The following is a 15,086-nucleotide window of genomic DNA, read 5'->3' as shown; positions in this document are numbered from 1 at the left end:
TATTATTCAAAGTATCAGCGCCGCTAAGGAACTACTCTGCAACCAGAGCCCTTATACGAGCCATGAGCGCTAAGCGCTTTCGTTGGTATTTAAAGTCCGGCTTTCAAACTTGCTTCTATAAACTGGTCTAAATCGCCATCTAGCACTTTATCGCAGTTAGAAGTTTGCACACCGGTACGTAAATCTTTAATACGTTGGTCATCTAACACATAAGAACGGATTTGGCTGCCCCATCCTATATCAGCTTTAGAGTCTTCCAATTCTTGTGCAGCTGCACTGCGTTTAAGCATTTCCATTTCGTAAAGCTTGGCACGCAATTGTTTCATACAGGTGTCTTTGTTTTGGTGCTGCGAGCGCTGGCTCTGACTCTGTACGACGATGCCTGAAGGCGCATGGGTAATACGCACAGCAGATTCTGTTCGGTTTACGTGCTGACCACCCGCACCCGAGGCTCGATATACATCAATACGCAAATCGGCTGGGTTGATATCAATATCAACGTTGTCGTCGATTTCCGGCGACACAAAAACAGAACAGAACGAGGTATGGCGGCGGCCACCCGAGTCAAAAGGTGATTTACGCACTAGACGGTGAACCCCTGTTTCAGTGCGTAGCCAGCCAAATGCATACTCACCCTGGAAGCTGATTGTCGCCGACTTGATACCGGCCACTTCACCATCAGAGACTTCAATAAGCTCTGTTTTAAAGCCTTTATCTTCGCCCCAGCGCAAAAACATGCGTAATACCATATTGGCCCAGTCCTGGGCTTCTGTACCGCCTGAACCAGACTGTATGTCCAAAAACGCATTATTCTGATCATTTTCGCCGGAGAACATCCGACGAAACTCAAGCGTTGTTAACTTTGCCATGAGCGCGCCAACTTCGGCTTCGACTTCTTCAACAGTGTCTTCGTCGTTTTCTTCAACAGCCATATCCAATAGCTCTCGTGTATCGACGGCACCTGTTTTTAGCTCATCAAGGGTTTTAACCACGAGTTCTAGTGCTGAGCGTTCTTTACCCAATTTTTGAGCATTATCTGGATCATTCCACACCGTTGGATCTTCTAGCTCACGCTCAACCTCTTCCAGACGCTCTTTTTTGCCTGGATAGTCCAGATAGGTGTACAACGCTTGGGTGCGCTCACCGATATCTTTAAGGTTTTGGATAATTGGATTGACTTCCATTGCTCTGCTCAACACTCGCCGAATTCAAAAGGGCACATATTTTAACCGATCCGAGCGCGGCTTTAAATCATTGTGAAAAGAATCCGCACTCGCCCTTAAAATTAACCCCTAATTAACCCAATAGCTGCCAGTATTTGACCAACTAACGCGCGACATCAAACGAATGAAGGGCAAAAGACAGAGTCACTTGCACTAGCGGCCGTTTACAGTATCTTATGCCCTAAAATCCCCTAGGTTAGCGTTATTATTTTAACAACGAACTACAATGGGGCTCAATTATAGCCGTTCATGAGACAACGGAGTGCCGCTAACATGACAAATAACTCGCAAGAACCACAAACCGCACCTTTAACCGCAGAGGTGCGTACTAAAAAAACTGTGGCCGACACAGAGACATCCTCCAAACCTCAACCAGAACGCACCATAAAGGTGTGGGATATTTCTGTGCGTTTACTGCACTGGATGTTAGTGCTCGGTATAGGCTTTTTGTGGTATTCGGGTGAAACTGGCGGCAATATCATGACGTGGCATATGTACGTTGGCTATCTAATGCTGGGCTTAGTGACCTACCGTGTCATCTGGGGCTTTATTGGTAGTAAATATGCACGCTTTGGGGCATTTTTAACCGGCCCTTTTGTGACAATGAAATACGCTGCGCTTTTTTTAGTAGGACGAGAAAAGCACTACCTGAGCCATAACCCGCTAGGTTCATGGATGGTATTTATCTTATTGCTGCTAGTCTTGATTCAAGCGTCAACGGGGCTTTTTGCGACGGATGATATTTTTACTGAAGGCCCTTTGTATGCTCTCATTCCAAGCGACATTGCAGACATTCTAACTAGGATCCACAAACTTAACTTTAATATACTTTTAGCGTGTATCGGCGCGCACGTATTTGCTGTGTTAATTCATGCAGTTTTTAAACGAGACAAGCTGATCAAAGCCATGTTCACAGGCAACAAAGTCACGCATGACCCCCATGCTATTTCGATTAAAGAGCCATTTATACGGATTGGTATTACGGCCATCATCGCGTTTGCGGCTATATATAGTCTGCTGCAATTAGGCTAAGTGCTTTTAATTATATTATGTTTATAAAAAAACGGGCTAAAGCCCGTTTTTTTATAAGGTTAGTAGCACCGTAAATGGGCTTACTCTTCTCGGAATTCGTCATGGCAACCTTTGCAGGTCTTACCTACTTCACCAAAAGCGGGTTTGATCTGATCTAAATCCCCCGTTTTAGAGACGTCTAATAAAGCCGATGTATTTTCAGCCAATGCAGCCAAATGCTCATCAAACTCGCCTTTATTATCCCAAATAGAAGCTTTAGCTTCTGTGTCACCTTTATCCGAACCTGGGATAAAACCATCACCCGGCATCTTAGCCAATTCAGCGACTCGCTCGGCATGCAGTGTAAAAGCGGCGGGATCGTAATCAATTTTGCCACGAATCATGCCGGCCATTGGGCCAAAGTGGTATTTAATCGCTTTAAAGATACTTTGACGGTACTCAATTGCGTCCTCAACATCATCTGCAAATGAAAGCGTCGTCGTGCTCAGCAACAAGGCGGCTGCAGCAGTTAGTAGCGGCTTTTTCATCATCACGGTCTTCCTTTATGTCGTTAATAAAAATGTCGCTCTCTTTTCAGAGTTAGCTCCTGTAAGCCAACAATGGCGAAGCGATCATAGTGGATCAGTTTTTTATTTTTCTTGCCGTGCTCGCAACACAACAAGAAAACCTACATTAATAATATGACTAATTTCCTTTTACAAGGTTCCTGTCATTAACGTAATTAACATGACAATTAGACCTATTATAGACACAAAAAAAGCAGCTTAAGAAACTGCTTTTTTATTGAATGGGTCGTATGAACCATGAGTTACTTTGGCATAAATCCATTAAAACCTTCAGCTGTGATTTTTTCGATTTCTTCACGCGCTTCTTGTAAAGCTTTCATATTATGGGCGCTGGCGCTATTTAGAGTTTCCTCTAGTTCCTTTGCATAGGCCTGCTGCAAGGTGACTAAGTCGCTCGGCGTTTGGCACTTAGTTAGCTCTTTGGTTTGCTGAATGGTCGCTTCTATACATGAGTTCGTACAATCCATTTGATGTCGCGTTAGCTCTTCCAACATCTTGGTTTGCACATCAATTAATGCTTTGAACGGCCCCATTGATTCGGTCATTTTTTTACTCATATCCTGAAACATAGTGTTGTTACTCCCTCTTGTGCACATCTTTAACGTGTACTTGGTTATACTTAAGCACGCTATTGAGTTTTCAGCAAACATGTATAGCCCTTTATAACAATTTATTGACAGGAACCAATAATGCGCATACTTCACACCATGCTTCGCGTGACTGATCTGGAGAAGTCCATCGCTTTCTACACAGAAGTGCTGGGCATGACACTGCTACGAAAAAACGATTACCCAGAAGGGCGCTTTACTCTGGCCTTTGTTAGCTTTGGTCCCGAATCACAAGAAGCTGCCTTAGAGCTCACTCACAACTGGGATACCGACAACTACGACCTTGGTAACGCTTACGGACACATCGCTATTGAAGTGGATGATGTTTACCAAGCATGCGATGCCATAAAAGCCCGCGGCGGAGATGTGGTCCGAGAAGCCGGTCCAATGAAAAATAGCAGCTCAGGTACAATCCTCGCATTCGTTAAAGATCCTGACGGATACATGATTGAGCTACTAAGCCCGCAGCGAAAAGATTAAGAAAAGATTAATCGACATCAATATTCCGGCTAGTAATACAAAAACGAGATGGCTTTTTAGAACCATTTCGATATATTAGCACGATCTAATTAATGACACCTTGGTAGCCACTCACTAAGGTGTCATTTCTACCATAAAGTAGCTTATGTATACTGACGCTCTTTATACCCAGACAAATTGTAAGGTAGAACCTGACATGAACAGAAAGGTGTTATTAGGCATTTTAGGCCTAGTGATGGGATTACAGTCCATTTCAAGTATGGCTGCCGATATTTCTACGGCGGAAAAAGCCATCGAATCGCGTGATTACGCAACCGCCATTAGCGAGTTACAGCCACTTGTTAAAGAAGGCAACACCGATGCACTTAACCTGATGGGCCAGCTTTACGAAAACGGCTGGGGTGTAGATCAAGATATCGCTTTAGCCGAAAAGCTATACGACCGCGGTGCTCGTGTGGGTCATATTGGTAGTGTTAATAGTTTGCGCGCACTCAAAAACAAAGCCTACCGCATCGAATTAGCAGGCTTAGCGCCGCAACTGGAAGCGGGAAATCCGTCAGCTCAAAACAGAGCCGGTGAGATGTATGAATTTGGATATGGCGCTAAACGCGATGGCGTAAAAGCATTTGAATTGTATAAAAAAGCCGCTGAGCAAGGCCTAATTGTTGCGCAACACAACTTAGGCCGCAGTTATAACTTTGGTACAGGCGTAGAACAAAACTTTGAGGAAGCCGAACGCTGGTATCGTATTGCCGCACGCCAAGGCCATACTGATTCTATGTTCTACCTAGGTACTCTATATTCAAATGGCTATGGTTCAGACACTAGCCACGAACAAGATATTATTGCCTATGCTTGGATGCATAATGCATCAGAGCTTGGCAACCGCACAGCCAAAGCCATTGAGAGCCGCTTATTAATGAAGCTTAAAGACTCGCAAATGGCTGAAGCTAACTCGTTGGCCAGTGAATACGCAGAAGACTACGTTAAACCGTTCAAGTAACCCAGTACCACCGCCACGAGTTTTTGTTTCTTTAACACGTCATTTGCAGAGGAAATCGCAATGAAATGTAATGTTGGTAAAGCAGACAAGATCGCCCGGATTATCATTGGCTTATGCATTATTGCCGCCGGTGTTTATTTCAACTCGTGGTTCGGTGTTATTGGAGTTGTTCCTATAGTTACCGCTATACTGGGCTGGTGTCCGCTATATATTCCTTTTGGGATATCTAGCTGTAAAAAATAAACACGGAGCCTCCTAATGATTGGCAGTCTCCCACAAACGGCGATGTAATAGATCGCCGTTTTGATGTAACGGATAAAGTCATGCCGCGCCAATTAGACCAAACAGGCACTCAACAAGCCTCATTAGCTAAACGATTTGCTGCCCTGATTTACGATTTGTTAGTTCTGATAGGCTTACTCTTCTGCGTAAGCGCTTTGTGGATTGTGTTTAACAACGGAGAAGCCGTCTCTGGCCCGTTTTACAATACATCTTTGTTTTTAACCATCTTCTTATTTAACGCATATTTTTGGACGCGCTCCGGGCAAACCATCGGTATGATGGCATGGCGATTACGCGTTCAAACGGTTGATGGCTACACCCTAAATTGGACGCAATCATTAATTCGCTTCTTTAGCTCATTATTCTCTATTGCGTGTTTTGGCGCAGGCTATTGGACGATGCTACTCAATGACGAACGCCTTACCTGGCATGATCGTTTTTCAGATACCCGCGTTGTTGTTTTACCCAAGCGCGATACTAAAAAACAACCTAAATAAACAAGCATGCTAGCTCCTGCGCTAGCTAGCCCTGCGCAGCAATAGCAGCCCCACCGCAAAGCAAATTAAAATGGGGATTAACGAAGCAAGCAGTGGTGTAAACCCTAAGATTGCGCTTGCCGGAGATAACAGGTCTTGCGAAAACTTAAAGATTAACCCGACCACCACGCCAGCTATCACCCTTTGCCCAACGGTTACACTGCGTAAAGGGCCAAAAACAAACGAGATCGCAACCAATACAAGCGCTAAAATTCCTGCAGGCTGGAGCACTTTACTCCAGAAGGCCAGTTTATACTGTGTCGCATTTAGACCTTGTTCACCCAAATAACGGGTATACGCCCATAATCCACTGATGGATAAATCCACAGGCTCAACGACGATTACCGACAACAATGTAGGCGTAAGTCCTGATACCCAATGTTCGGTTAACTGCTCGTCAACCTCTGTATGATCCTCAAATAACCGCGTACGCTGAATATTTTTAAGATCCCAGCCATCACCTGTAAAGCGACCTTGTTCAGCAAAGCTGGTACTAATCAGTCGATTACTCTCATCAAAGTCAAACCGAGTAATACCAAAAATCGTCCCTTCTAAATCAACCGCATTGATATGGATAAACTGATTATCTTGACGATGCCAAATACCGTGTTTTGACTGCAACGCCTTACCACCTGATTGCGCTAAAGCTCGGGAGCTTTCTGCTATTTGCTCGGTTTTAGGTACAACAAACTCCCCCAAAAGCAACGCAGCCACTGCCAGTAATAAAGCAGGCTTTAAGACGGAAATAACAATCCGACTAATTGATATACCCGCTGCCCTCATGACCGTTAACTCGCTATGGCTAGCTAACATACCTAAACCAACCAAGGCCCCAATCAAACTAGCCAAGGGCATAAATTCATAAAGCTGGCTCGGGATTCGCAAGCCCAAATAATAGAGCAAATCACCGATTTGATAGGTGTCGTTTAAGTCCTCAGTCTGATCAACAAACTCAAAAATAATATCTAAACCAACCACCACTAATAAAATGACGAAGACAGCAGAGAGCACCTGCGCAGCGACATAACGATCTAAGCGTGTAAACATTAAGACTTACTCCGCTTAAAAGAAGGCATCGAGGGCAAACGGTTCATAAAACTCTCCCAAAAATGACCTGCAAACAACATCGATAACGCCAGCGATAAAAAAGCGGCATGAATAAGCCACAGGGTAAATAACGGCAAGTCTCCGTCCTCCATTTTACCTTTCGCCGACGTGAGTAACGTGAGATACAACATATATAGCAAGATAGAAGGCACGAGTTTCGCGTAACGACCCTGCCTAGGGTTTGTTTTAGCCATTGGGACTGCGATCATAGTTATGATAAGCACCAAAAACGGCAGTGACAGGAGCCATTGAATTTCGGCTTTATGTTTAACAGAATCAACGGCCAACAACTCGGTTATGGTCAACGCATTAACATCGGCACTGCGTCGACGCAAATTAGACGGAGGTAATTGGAAACCATACTCATCAAAGCTAACGGCTTGATAGTTCGCTTGTCCTGGCACCCCCTCATAACGAACACCATCCTCTAACACTATATAGCGCAAATCGCTATTTTGCTCATCCACTTTACGGCCGGAATCAGCCATCACCACACTAATTTGCCCTGTTTTTTCATCGCTTTCAGAGACAAAAATCAAACCCAGTGCATCACTACTTTCCGCCCCACTGGTATAAATCGTTCGATGGCTACCGGAAAAGTTCTGAAAGCGCCCTGCGCTAAGCATATCTAGCTCACTGGCCTCACTCTGCTTTTGATAAAGAATGTCCATTTGTTTCCACGCATAAGGTGAACCATACATCCCCAAAAAGGCTACCAGCACAGCAACCCCGAATGCGGCCCCTAATGCATAGCCAGTCAAACGTTTAGGGCTAACCCCTCCGGCCTGTAAAACGACCATCTCACTTTCGAGGTACATACGCCCATAAGCAAGCAACACCCCCAAAAATAAGCCCAATGGCAAGATAAGCATGAGCATGCCCGGTACTCGATAAGCGACCGACTGCAACACAAACTCAGGCGACAATTCTCCAGCCGCGGCATAGGTTAAAAACTTAATTAAACGGCCACTGACAATGACCAACGTAAGCACGGCGGTAACCGCTAAGGTGCTCATTAAAATCTGACGAGATAGATAACGAAAAATAATCAAAACAAAATGCCAGTCAGGTAAAGGGTTTGTGAAACAAAACGCGAAATAGTTTATAGTGCCAAGCAACCGATTTTGCCTGAAACTTAGGACGGCATTATCACTCAAAGCCGGTGTAAAGTCTTGTTTGGAGCGATCATGGATTTTGAAATTGTTAACGGTTCAGTAGTCTCACTAGAAACCGAATGTTTAGTTATTGGTATCGAAGCGGATGCACAGCTATCTCCTTCAGCAGCGGCAGTCGATCAAGCCTCTCATGGTTTTATTAGCGCACTCACAGCGGCAGGCGATATTAAAGGAAAAACAGCAGAAACATTGTTACTGCAAAAAATTGATGGTGTAACGGCTAAGCGCATCTTACTAGTAGGTTTAGGTAAAGCGGACGAGCGTCACGACCGCAACCAAAAGAAAATCATCAAAGCCATTTTAGCCACGGTGAAAAGCCTTAGCTTAACAGGCATTACAGTAGCGCTAGACGGGCTCATTTCAGAGCAAGATGACACCTACCGTCAGGTGCGCCAAATTGCTCAAGTTGCTACCGCTGAGCTATACCAATACGACCAAACCAAAAGCAAAAAAGCGGATCCTTATGTCATTGCACGTTTTGAAATTCACTTAGCAGACGATGTTACTGAAGAAGGCGAAGGTGCATTAGTTGACGCCACAGCTATCGCAAACGGGATGAATGTTGCCCGCGACTTAGGCAACTTACCGGGTAATGTATGTACGCCTTCATACTTAGCACAACAGGCCATTGAGCTCGCTAACCAATACGACTCTGTCACCTGCGAAATTCTAGACGAAGACGCGATGGAACAGCTCGGCATGGGATCATTGCTATCGGTAGGCCGTGGCAGCGTAGAACCTTCACGCTTAATTGTTGTGAAATACAACGGTGGCGATGCAGACATGCAACCTCACGTTTTAGTCGGTAAAGGTATCACCTTCGACACGGGCGGCATCTCGCTGAAACCTGGCGCTAAAATGGATGAGATGAAGTACGACATGTGCGGCGCTGCATCCGTAATGGGTACGATGAATGCTGTGGCTGAGATGGAACTACCCATTAACATTATTGGTGTCATCGCATCGGCTGAAAACATGCCAAGCAGTAATGCGACCAAACCAGGCGACATTGTCACCTCAATGTCGGGTCAGACTATTGAGATCCTCAATACTGATGCCGAAGGTCGATTAGTTTTATGTGATGCACTGAGCTATGTAGAACGTTTCAATCCAAAAACCGTGGTTGATATCGCCACACTCACCGGCGCTTGCATCGTGGCCTTAGGTAATGTTGCTTCAGGGTTATTAACCAATGATGACGAACTCGCTGCCGAGCTAACCTTAGCGGGCGATTATGCGGATGATCGTACATGGCGCTTACCTTTGTGGGATGACTACCAAGAACAACTGGATAGCAATTTTGCAGACATCGCCAACATAGGTACTGGCGGTGCGGGTACGATTACGGCAGCCTGCTTCTTGTCGCGCTTCACTAAAGCGTATCGCTGGGCACATTTAGACATCGCCGGTATCGCGTGGAACAGTGGCGGCAAAGAAAAAGGCGCTACTGGCCGATGCGTTCCTTTGCTAAGCCAATACCTGCTTAACCAAGCGGCGGAAGAAGTAGCAGACGATGATGAGCACGATCACGCGCACTAATCATCATTAATTTTAACGGTTCCTACCGCGTCTAAAGCGTCAGGAACCGTTACTATTCCTATTTCCAGTAAAACCGATTTTACAGAGACAACCATGGCGCAAGCTGACTTTTATATTTTACCAGCTGCTGATGAAGAGAGCCGCTATCGTTTTTTAGGTAAACTCGCGACTCGCGCTATTGGCGCAGGGCACCAACTGTATGTTTTAACGGACTCCCGACAGCAAGCCGAGATCATTAGCGAACGCTTATGGCATGCAGGGCCAGAGACATTTTTACCTAGCCATTTAGCCAACACCCAAACAGCAAGCCAAGCACCCATTTGCTTAGGCTGGGATACCGCTCATTTCCCACAAAAGCCAGACTTGTTGGTAAACCTATCTTCCCACTACCCCACGCAAACCAAACAATTTAAGCGCGTCACAGAAATAGTTATTCAACAAGACAATATTTTAGAACAAACTCGCCAGCGCTATAAAAGTTACCAACAAGATGGTATCAAACCCAATATGCATGACATGAGAAACCGACCTTAACCAGACATCGCCGCCGTGTTTACACGCCTACAGCAGGCTCGACTTAATCATGTCAAAGCTGTCCATTAAGCGAGCAATAAACTGATCTTTAGGTCTAAAGCTCCCCTGAGTCTCGTTCAGCAAATCGTGTTTCAAATCATCCAGCATCTTTACCAAACGGCGTTGGTGCAAACCGGTAACGGCCTGTACCGGATCAATAATCACACCCGATAGCGCAGCAAACGCCGCTAAAATTGCCATCACTATGGCCATCACTGCGGCTGTGAGTGCCAGTGAAGGTTCTGGTGGAAAAATTGAAAAATAGACAGTGCCCAGTGTCTCGCCAAAAATGAAATCACGAGCAGCAACGGCTTTACTGACTAATGAAGCCACGATAAAGGCAATCCCCATTCCTCCAGGCGTAAATTTTTGAAATGTAAACGCACCCAACAAAGTACAAGACAAACTATTGGTAATATCGGCGGAGGCGGTTCGTGTTACTTGATATTGATCCAACGCCTCACTAATGAGCGGCTCAAGTGTCCGATTTAATTGCTGATCAGTCAGCCCGTTAGGCGACTGGGCATTATATAGGGCGCGTAACTCTTCCAATATATAGTCGTCTAGTTGGCGTGATTGCCCGTCACCGCCTAACAAGTCCTGCTTAATCAAGTTCGCTATATGGATCTGCACCTGAGTCGTCAACCCGCTAGGCGTGCGAGCCAACTTTTTAACACACCAAACGGCAACACACTGGTTAGGAAACGCACTCTTCAGTAAAAAACGAATTAAGCACACTAAAGCATAGATAGGTGCCCAAAATAAATTAAGTGGAGCCCGCAACAAATCCCAACCCCACGCCACCTTATTCGTTGCAATTGCACCCGGCCACCCAAAATGCTGACGAATAAAAGACGGAATCCGAGCATGGCATTGTGCAAAATAGCTATCAACACCTCGTTGAATAGCGGCTTCGATGGCCTGTTTTTGCTCCACCTGTGTATCCATTTAGCGCGAAACCTTAAAAAAAATTAAGAAAAACGATCATAACTCATCAATTTTACATCTTTATAACTTCCCAGCTCTAACTTGCATGGGTAAAATTTCGCCCTTACTGTCTTATAAGATTGTCAGTTTATAAGAGTTTACACACTATTTATCGGAGCACACCTATGGGCAGGGCCTATCAGAACCGCAAAGAGTCGATGGCAAAAACATCAGACATGAAAGCTAAGATTTATAGCCGTTACGGTCGTGAGATCTATATGTCGGCCAAAACTGGCGGTTCAGACCCTACCGGAAACTTATCGCTTCGATCACTCATTGAACGTGCTAAAAAAGACCAAGTGCCAAGCCACGTTATCGACAAGGCGCTCGCTAAAGCCCAAGGCGGTGCAGGTGAAGATTTCTCTCCAGCGCGCTACGAGGGTTATGGCCCAGGTAACTGCATGGTGATTATCGATTGCTTAACCGATAACCCAAACCGCACCTTTGGAGACGTTCGTAACTGCTTTACGAAAAGCAAAGCCAAAATTGGAACCCAAGGGTCAGTCGCACACATGTTCGACCACGACGCTATTTTCGTGTTCAATGGTGACGACGATGAAGTCGTGCTAGAAGCCTTGATGGAAGCGGATGTCGATGTTACTGATGTTGAAGTTGAAGACGGCAAAGTAAGCGTTTTCACTCCTAACACAGAGTTTTTCGCTACAAAAACAGCGTTAGAAGAAGCCTTCCCCGATATTGATTTCGATGTAGCCGAAATTCAATTCATTCCCAAAGTGTCCACCACTTTGGATAACGAAGACGATATCGCGATGTTCGAAAAGTTTATGGGCATGTTAAACGAGTTGGATGATGTTCAGAACGTTTACCACAACGTAGAAGGCCAATAAGCCGATTCCCACACCTAAGAGGGAGCTAAACCGCTCCCTCTTTTGTTATCCCCTGAGTTTCCCAACTTTATCCTCACCAATCTGGCGCCATCCCTTCTGTGAACAGGCCTGTGCAGGTATAATCTGCGGTCTAATTTAACAAACATGCACAAGCAGACAGACTAACGGGCTTTATTTACCGTTGTTGCACGTTTTTATCATCTGCTTAACTGCGCTTATAGATATTGATGCGACCCGCTCGCTAAGAGATTACAGCCACCATGGAAAAGACTTACCAGCCGCACGAGATCGAGAAATCCTGGTACAAAATCTGGGAAGACAGCAACTACTTTACACCCAGTGGTAAAGGCGATAGTTACTGCGTCATGATCCCGCCGCCTAATGTTACGGGCAGCCTTCATATGGGTCATGCATTCCAGCACACCATTATGGACTCTTTAGTGCGCTACCAGCGTATGAAAGGTAAGAACACACTGTGGCAAGTAGGTACAGACCACGCGGGTATCGCCACACAAATGGTGGTAGAGCGAAAACTAGCAGGCACCACTGGAGAAACACGTCACGATTTAGGCCGTGAGAACTTCATCGAAAAAATTTGGGAATGGAAAGAAGAATCGGGTGGCACAATTACCAGCCAAATGCGTCGCTTAGGTAACTCAGTAGACTGGGCCAACGAACGCTTCACTATGGACACTGGCTTCTACAATGCGGTGCAAGAAGTCTTCATTCAACTGTTCGATGAAGGGTTAATTTACCGTGGCAAACGCCTCGTTAATTGGGATCCAAAGCTACACACTGCTATTTCTGATCTCGAAGTAGAGAACAAAGAAGTCAAAGGTAAGATGTGGTATCTGCGCTACCCTCTCGCGGATGGCGAAACAACAGCCGCTGGCGACAACTACATTGTGGTTGGTACAACCCGCCCAGAAACAATGCTGGGTGATACAGCCGTTGCTGTTAACCCAAATGACGAGCGTTACACAAACTTAGTCGGCAAATTTGTCGAACTACCACTCGTTGGGCGCCGTATTCCAATTATTGCCGACGAATACGCAAACATGGAAAAAGGCACAGGTTGTGTGAAAATCACTCCGGCTCATGATTTTAATGACTACGAGGTTGGTAAACGCAACCAACTTCCAATGATCAATGTACTGACTCTTAGCGCTGATATAAGAGATGAAGGCCAAACCTTTAGCTTTGATGGCCGAGTAACTGATGCCATTGACGGCACCATTCCCGAAAAATACCGAGGTATGGAGCGCTTTGCAGCACGTAAAGCCATTGTTGCTGATTTTGAAGCAGCCGGTTTGTTAGTCAAAATCGATGAAAATGACATGACTGTACCTTATGGTGACCGTGGTGGCGTTGTGATTGAACCGATGCTAACCGATCAATGGTTTGCCGATGCCAAAACATTAGCCAAGCCAGCTGTCGAAGCGGTTGAGAACGGTGATATTCAGTTTGTACCTAAGCAGTACGAAAATATGTATTTCGCTTGGATGCGCGACATCCAAGATTGGTGCATCTCTCGTCAATTATGGTGGGGGCACCGTATTCCTGCCTTTTACGATAACCAAGGTAATGTATACGTTGCGAACAGCGCCGAAGCTGCCCGTGAAAAATACAATTTACCTGCTGATACCGAGTTAAGCCAAGACAACGATGTACTAGATACCTGGTTTAGCTCTGCGTTGTGGACATTTGGTACGCTAGGTTGGCCAGAAAACACCGAGCGTTTAAAAACATTCCACCCAACCGATACCTTAGTCACTGGCTTCGATATTATCTTCTTCTGGGTTGCTCGCATGATCATGATGACCATGCACTTTATGAAAGACGAAGATGGCAAACCACAAGTGCCGTTCAAGACGGTCTATGTTACCGGCCTTATCCGTGATGATCAGGGCGATAAAATGTCCAAGTCTAAAGGTAACGTACTTGATCCTTTAGACATGATCGACGGTATCGACCTGCCTACGTTATTAGAAAAACGAACGGGCAATATGATGCAGCCACAATTGGCTGAGAAAATTGGTAAGCGTACCGAAAAAGAATTCCCGGAAGGTATCTCTGCGCATGGTACAGACGCACTGCGCTTTACCTTGTCAGCGATGGCAACCACTGGGCGTGATATCAACTGGGATATGAAACGTTTAGAGGGCTACCGTAACTTCTGTAATAAGATTTGGAATGCCGCCCGTTACGTATTGATGAACACGCAAGGGGAGGATTGTGGTGTCAATGGTGAGGCCGTCGAGCTGTCATTGGCTGACCGCTGGATTGCAAGCCGTCTACAAGTGCTAGAAGCTGATGTCACTCGCTATTTTGATGAGTACCGTTTTGATCTAGCATCATCCGCACTTTATGACTTTATTTGGAACGAATACTGCGACTGGTACCTCGAGCTATCCAAGCCAGTTTTATGGGATGAAAACGCCAACATTGAAGCAAAACGGGGCACACGTCGTACCTTGGTACGTGTTCTTGAAGTCGTTTTGCGTTTGGCTCACCCCATCATGCCTTACATTACCGAAGAGATTTGGCAGCAAGTGAAGGGGCTAACGGGTAAGGAAGGCGACACCATTATGCTTCAGCCTTATCCAGAAGCCGACTTAAGCAAGCGGGATGAACAAGCTGAGTCTGATATTGACTGGTTAAAAGGCGTCATCGTGGGTATCCGTAATATCCGTGGCGAAATGAATATTTCACCGGCTAAAGACCTTGATATCCTCATCAGTAATGGCAGCGCTGAAGACCAACGCCGCCTAGAAGAGAATCGTACGTTTTTAACAAAACTGGCGAAATTAAGCTCTATCACTTGGTTAAATGCCGGTGACGAAGCGCCTATGTCAGCAACTCAGTTAGTCGGCGAAATGGAAGTGCTAGTCCCAATGGCCGGATTAATCGACAAAGACGCAGAACTTGCCCGCCTTAAGAAAGAGATGGAAAAGCTCGGAAAAGACGTGGCCCGAGTGGAAGGTAAGCTAAACAATGCCAAATTTATGGCAAATGCGCCCGAAGCAGTTGTTGCGAAAGAGCAGGAGAAAATTGCGGATGCTAAATCAGCACTCGACAAATTAACCGAGCAATACAGCAAAATTGAAGCGCTCTAAAGCTACCCGTT

General features: G+C 45.6%; 15 protein-coding genes. 9 read left to right on the top strand and 6 right to left on the bottom strand.

What is annotated here, in order from left to right:
- Nucleotides 1-89: 89 nt before the first annotated feature.
- Nucleotides 90-1,184, bottom strand: coding sequence for a peptide chain release factor 2 (gene prfB, locus OW491_RS01420; protein WP_290034438.1), 1,095 nt, complete (start codon nucleotides 1,182-1,184; stop codon nucleotides 90-92).
- A gap of 312 nt (nucleotides 1,185-1,496) precedes the next feature.
- Here prfB and OW491_RS01415 point away from each other — a divergent pair, with 312 nt between their 5' ends.
- Complete coding sequence (locus OW491_RS01415) at nucleotides 1,497-2,255, top strand: cytochrome b/b6 domain-containing protein (protein ID WP_175574762.1); 759 nt, start codon at nucleotides 1,497-1,499, stop codon at nucleotides 2,253-2,255.
- Between the two features lie 80 nt (nucleotides 2,256-2,335).
- Here the strand turns inward: OW491_RS01415 and OW491_RS01410 are convergent, their stop codons facing one another.
- Complete coding sequence (locus OW491_RS01410) at nucleotides 2,336-2,785, bottom strand: cytochrome c (RefSeq protein ID WP_083610131.1); 450 nt, start codon at nucleotides 2,783-2,785, stop codon at nucleotides 2,336-2,338.
- A 278-nt stretch (nucleotides 2,786-3,063) separates the two neighbouring features.
- Complete coding sequence (locus OW491_RS01405; protein ID WP_075173833.1) at nucleotides 3,064-3,390, bottom strand: phasin family protein; 327 nt, start codon at nucleotides 3,388-3,390, stop codon at nucleotides 3,064-3,066.
- A gap of 120 nt (nucleotides 3,391-3,510) precedes the next feature.
- Between OW491_RS01405 and gloA the strand changes: the two genes are divergently transcribed.
- The 4 genes from gloA (at nucleotide 3,511) to OW491_RS01385 (ending at nucleotide 5,691) form a co-directional block, all read left to right on the top strand.
- Complete coding sequence (gloA, locus tag OW491_RS01400; protein ID WP_075173832.1) at nucleotides 3,511-3,909, top strand: lactoylglutathione lyase; 399 nt, start codon at nucleotides 3,511-3,513, stop codon at nucleotides 3,907-3,909.
- 196 nt (nucleotides 3,910-4,105) lie between these two features.
- Nucleotides 4,106-4,912, top strand: a complete 807-nt coding sequence (locus OW491_RS01395; protein WP_075173831.1) for a tetratricopeptide repeat protein — start codon at nucleotides 4,106-4,108, stop codon at nucleotides 4,910-4,912.
- Between the two features lie 60 nt (nucleotides 4,913-4,972).
- Entirely contained in the window at nucleotides 4,973-5,155 is a 183-nt protein-coding gene (locus OW491_RS01390) for a DUF2892 domain-containing protein (protein ID WP_075173830.1), read from the top strand.
- Between the two features lie 80 nt (nucleotides 5,156-5,235).
- Entirely contained in the window at nucleotides 5,236-5,691 is a 456-nt protein-coding gene (locus OW491_RS01385; RefSeq protein ID WP_178969252.1) for an RDD family protein, read from the top strand.
- Between the two features lie 21 nt (nucleotides 5,692-5,712).
- Here the strand turns inward: OW491_RS01385 and lptG are convergent, their stop codons facing one another.
- Together lptG and lptF are read right to left on the bottom strand one after the other, a co-directional pair.
- A complete protein-coding gene (gene lptG / locus OW491_RS01380; RefSeq protein WP_075173828.1) occupies nucleotides 5,713-6,777 on the bottom strand; it encodes an LPS export ABC transporter permease LptG in 1,065 nt (354 codons plus the stop codon).
- The gene (gene lptF / locus OW491_RS01375; protein ID WP_290034437.1) at nucleotides 6,777-7,889 is read right to left on the bottom strand and encodes an LPS export ABC transporter permease LptF; all 1,113 of its coding nucleotides are present in this window, start codon (nucleotides 7,887-7,889) and stop codon (nucleotides 6,777-6,779) included. Before lptF ends, lptG begins: the two co-directional genes overlap by 1 nt.
- A 135-nt stretch (nucleotides 7,890-8,024) precedes the next feature.
- Here lptF and OW491_RS01370 point away from each other — a divergent pair, with 135 nt between their 5' ends.
- Nucleotides 8,025-9,551, top strand: coding sequence for a leucyl aminopeptidase (locus tag OW491_RS01370; RefSeq protein WP_290034436.1), 1,527 nt, complete (start codon nucleotides 8,025-8,027; stop codon nucleotides 9,549-9,551).
- 93 nt (nucleotides 9,552-9,644) lie between these two features.
- On the top strand, nucleotides 9,645-10,085 hold the full coding sequence (locus OW491_RS01365; protein WP_290034435.1) for a DNA polymerase III subunit chi: 441 nt from the start codon (nucleotides 9,645-9,647) through the stop codon (nucleotides 10,083-10,085).
- Between the two features lie 27 nt (nucleotides 10,086-10,112).
- On the opposite strand, the gene OW491_RS01360 is transcribed toward OW491_RS01365, so the two are convergent.
- Nucleotides 10,113-11,072: a DUF6635 family protein gene (locus OW491_RS01360; RefSeq protein WP_290034434.1), complete on the bottom strand. Its 960-nt coding sequence runs from the start codon at nucleotides 11,070-11,072 to the stop codon at nucleotides 10,113-10,115.
- 164 nt (nucleotides 11,073-11,236) lie between these two features.
- Between OW491_RS01360 and OW491_RS01355 the strand changes: the two genes are divergently transcribed.
- The gene (locus OW491_RS01355) at nucleotides 11,237-11,959 is read left to right on the top strand and encodes a YebC/PmpR family DNA-binding transcriptional regulator (protein ID WP_075173824.1); all 723 of its coding nucleotides are present in this window, start codon (nucleotides 11,237-11,239) and stop codon (nucleotides 11,957-11,959) included.
- A 260-nt stretch (nucleotides 11,960-12,219) separates the two neighbouring features.
- Nucleotides 12,220-15,075: a valine--tRNA ligase gene (locus OW491_RS01350; RefSeq protein WP_290034433.1), complete on the top strand. Its 2,856-nt coding sequence runs from the start codon at nucleotides 12,220-12,222 to the stop codon at nucleotides 15,073-15,075.
- The last annotated feature ends 11 nt before the right edge of the window (nucleotides 15,076-15,086 follow it).

The sequence above is a fragment of the Neptunomonas sp. CHC150 genome (assembly GCF_030397555.1).
GTDB lineage: Bacteria > Pseudomonadota > Gammaproteobacteria > Pseudomonadales > Balneatricaceae > Neptunomonas > Neptunomonas phycophila.
The sequence above is the reverse complement of the archived record's forward strand: the minus strand, read 5'-3'. Positions and strand labels throughout refer to the sequence as shown.

Excerpts from the sequence above, each read along its gene's own strand:
- prfB (WP_290034438.1), bottom strand. The coding sequence starts at position 1,184 with ATGGAAGTCAATCCAATTATCCAAAACCTTAAAGATATCGGTGAGCGC.
- OW491_RS01415 (WP_175574762.1), top strand. The coding sequence starts at position 1,497 with ATGACAAATAACTCGCAAGAACCACAAACCGCACCTTTAACCGCAGAG.
- OW491_RS01410 (WP_083610131.1), bottom strand. The coding sequence starts at position 2,785 with ATGATGAAAAAGCCGCTACTAACTGCTGCAGCCGCCTTGTTGCTGAGC.
- OW491_RS01405 (WP_075173833.1), bottom strand. The coding sequence starts at position 3,390 with ATGTTTCAGGATATGAGTAAAAAAATGACCGAATCAATGGGGCCGTTC.
- gloA (WP_075173832.1), top strand. The coding sequence starts at position 3,511 with ATGCGCATACTTCACACCATGCTTCGCGTGACTGATCTGGAGAAGTCC.
- OW491_RS01395 (WP_075173831.1), top strand. The coding sequence starts at position 4,106 with ATGAACAGAAAGGTGTTATTAGGCATTTTAGGCCTAGTGATGGGATTA.
- OW491_RS01390 (WP_075173830.1), top strand. The coding sequence starts at position 4,973 with ATGAAATGTAATGTTGGTAAAGCAGACAAGATCGCCCGGATTATCATT.
- OW491_RS01385 (WP_178969252.1), top strand. The coding sequence starts at position 5,236 with ATGCCGCGCCAATTAGACCAAACAGGCACTCAACAAGCCTCATTAGCT.
- lptG (WP_075173828.1), bottom strand. The coding sequence starts at position 6,777 with ATGTTTACACGCTTAGATCGTTATGTCGCTGCGCAGGTGCTCTCTGCT.
- OW491_RS01370 (WP_290034436.1), top strand. The coding sequence starts at position 8,025 with ATGGATTTTGAAATTGTTAACGGTTCAGTAGTCTCACTAGAAACCGAA.
- OW491_RS01365 (WP_290034435.1), top strand. The coding sequence starts at position 9,645 with ATGGCGCAAGCTGACTTTTATATTTTACCAGCTGCTGATGAAGAGAGC.
- OW491_RS01360 (WP_290034434.1), bottom strand. The coding sequence starts at position 11,072 with ATGGATACACAGGTGGAGCAAAAACAGGCCATCGAAGCCGCTATTCAA.
- OW491_RS01355 (WP_075173824.1), top strand. The coding sequence starts at position 11,237 with ATGGGCAGGGCCTATCAGAACCGCAAAGAGTCGATGGCAAAAACATCA.
- OW491_RS01350 (WP_290034433.1), top strand. The coding sequence starts at position 12,220 with ATGGAAAAGACTTACCAGCCGCACGAGATCGAGAAATCCTGGTACAAA.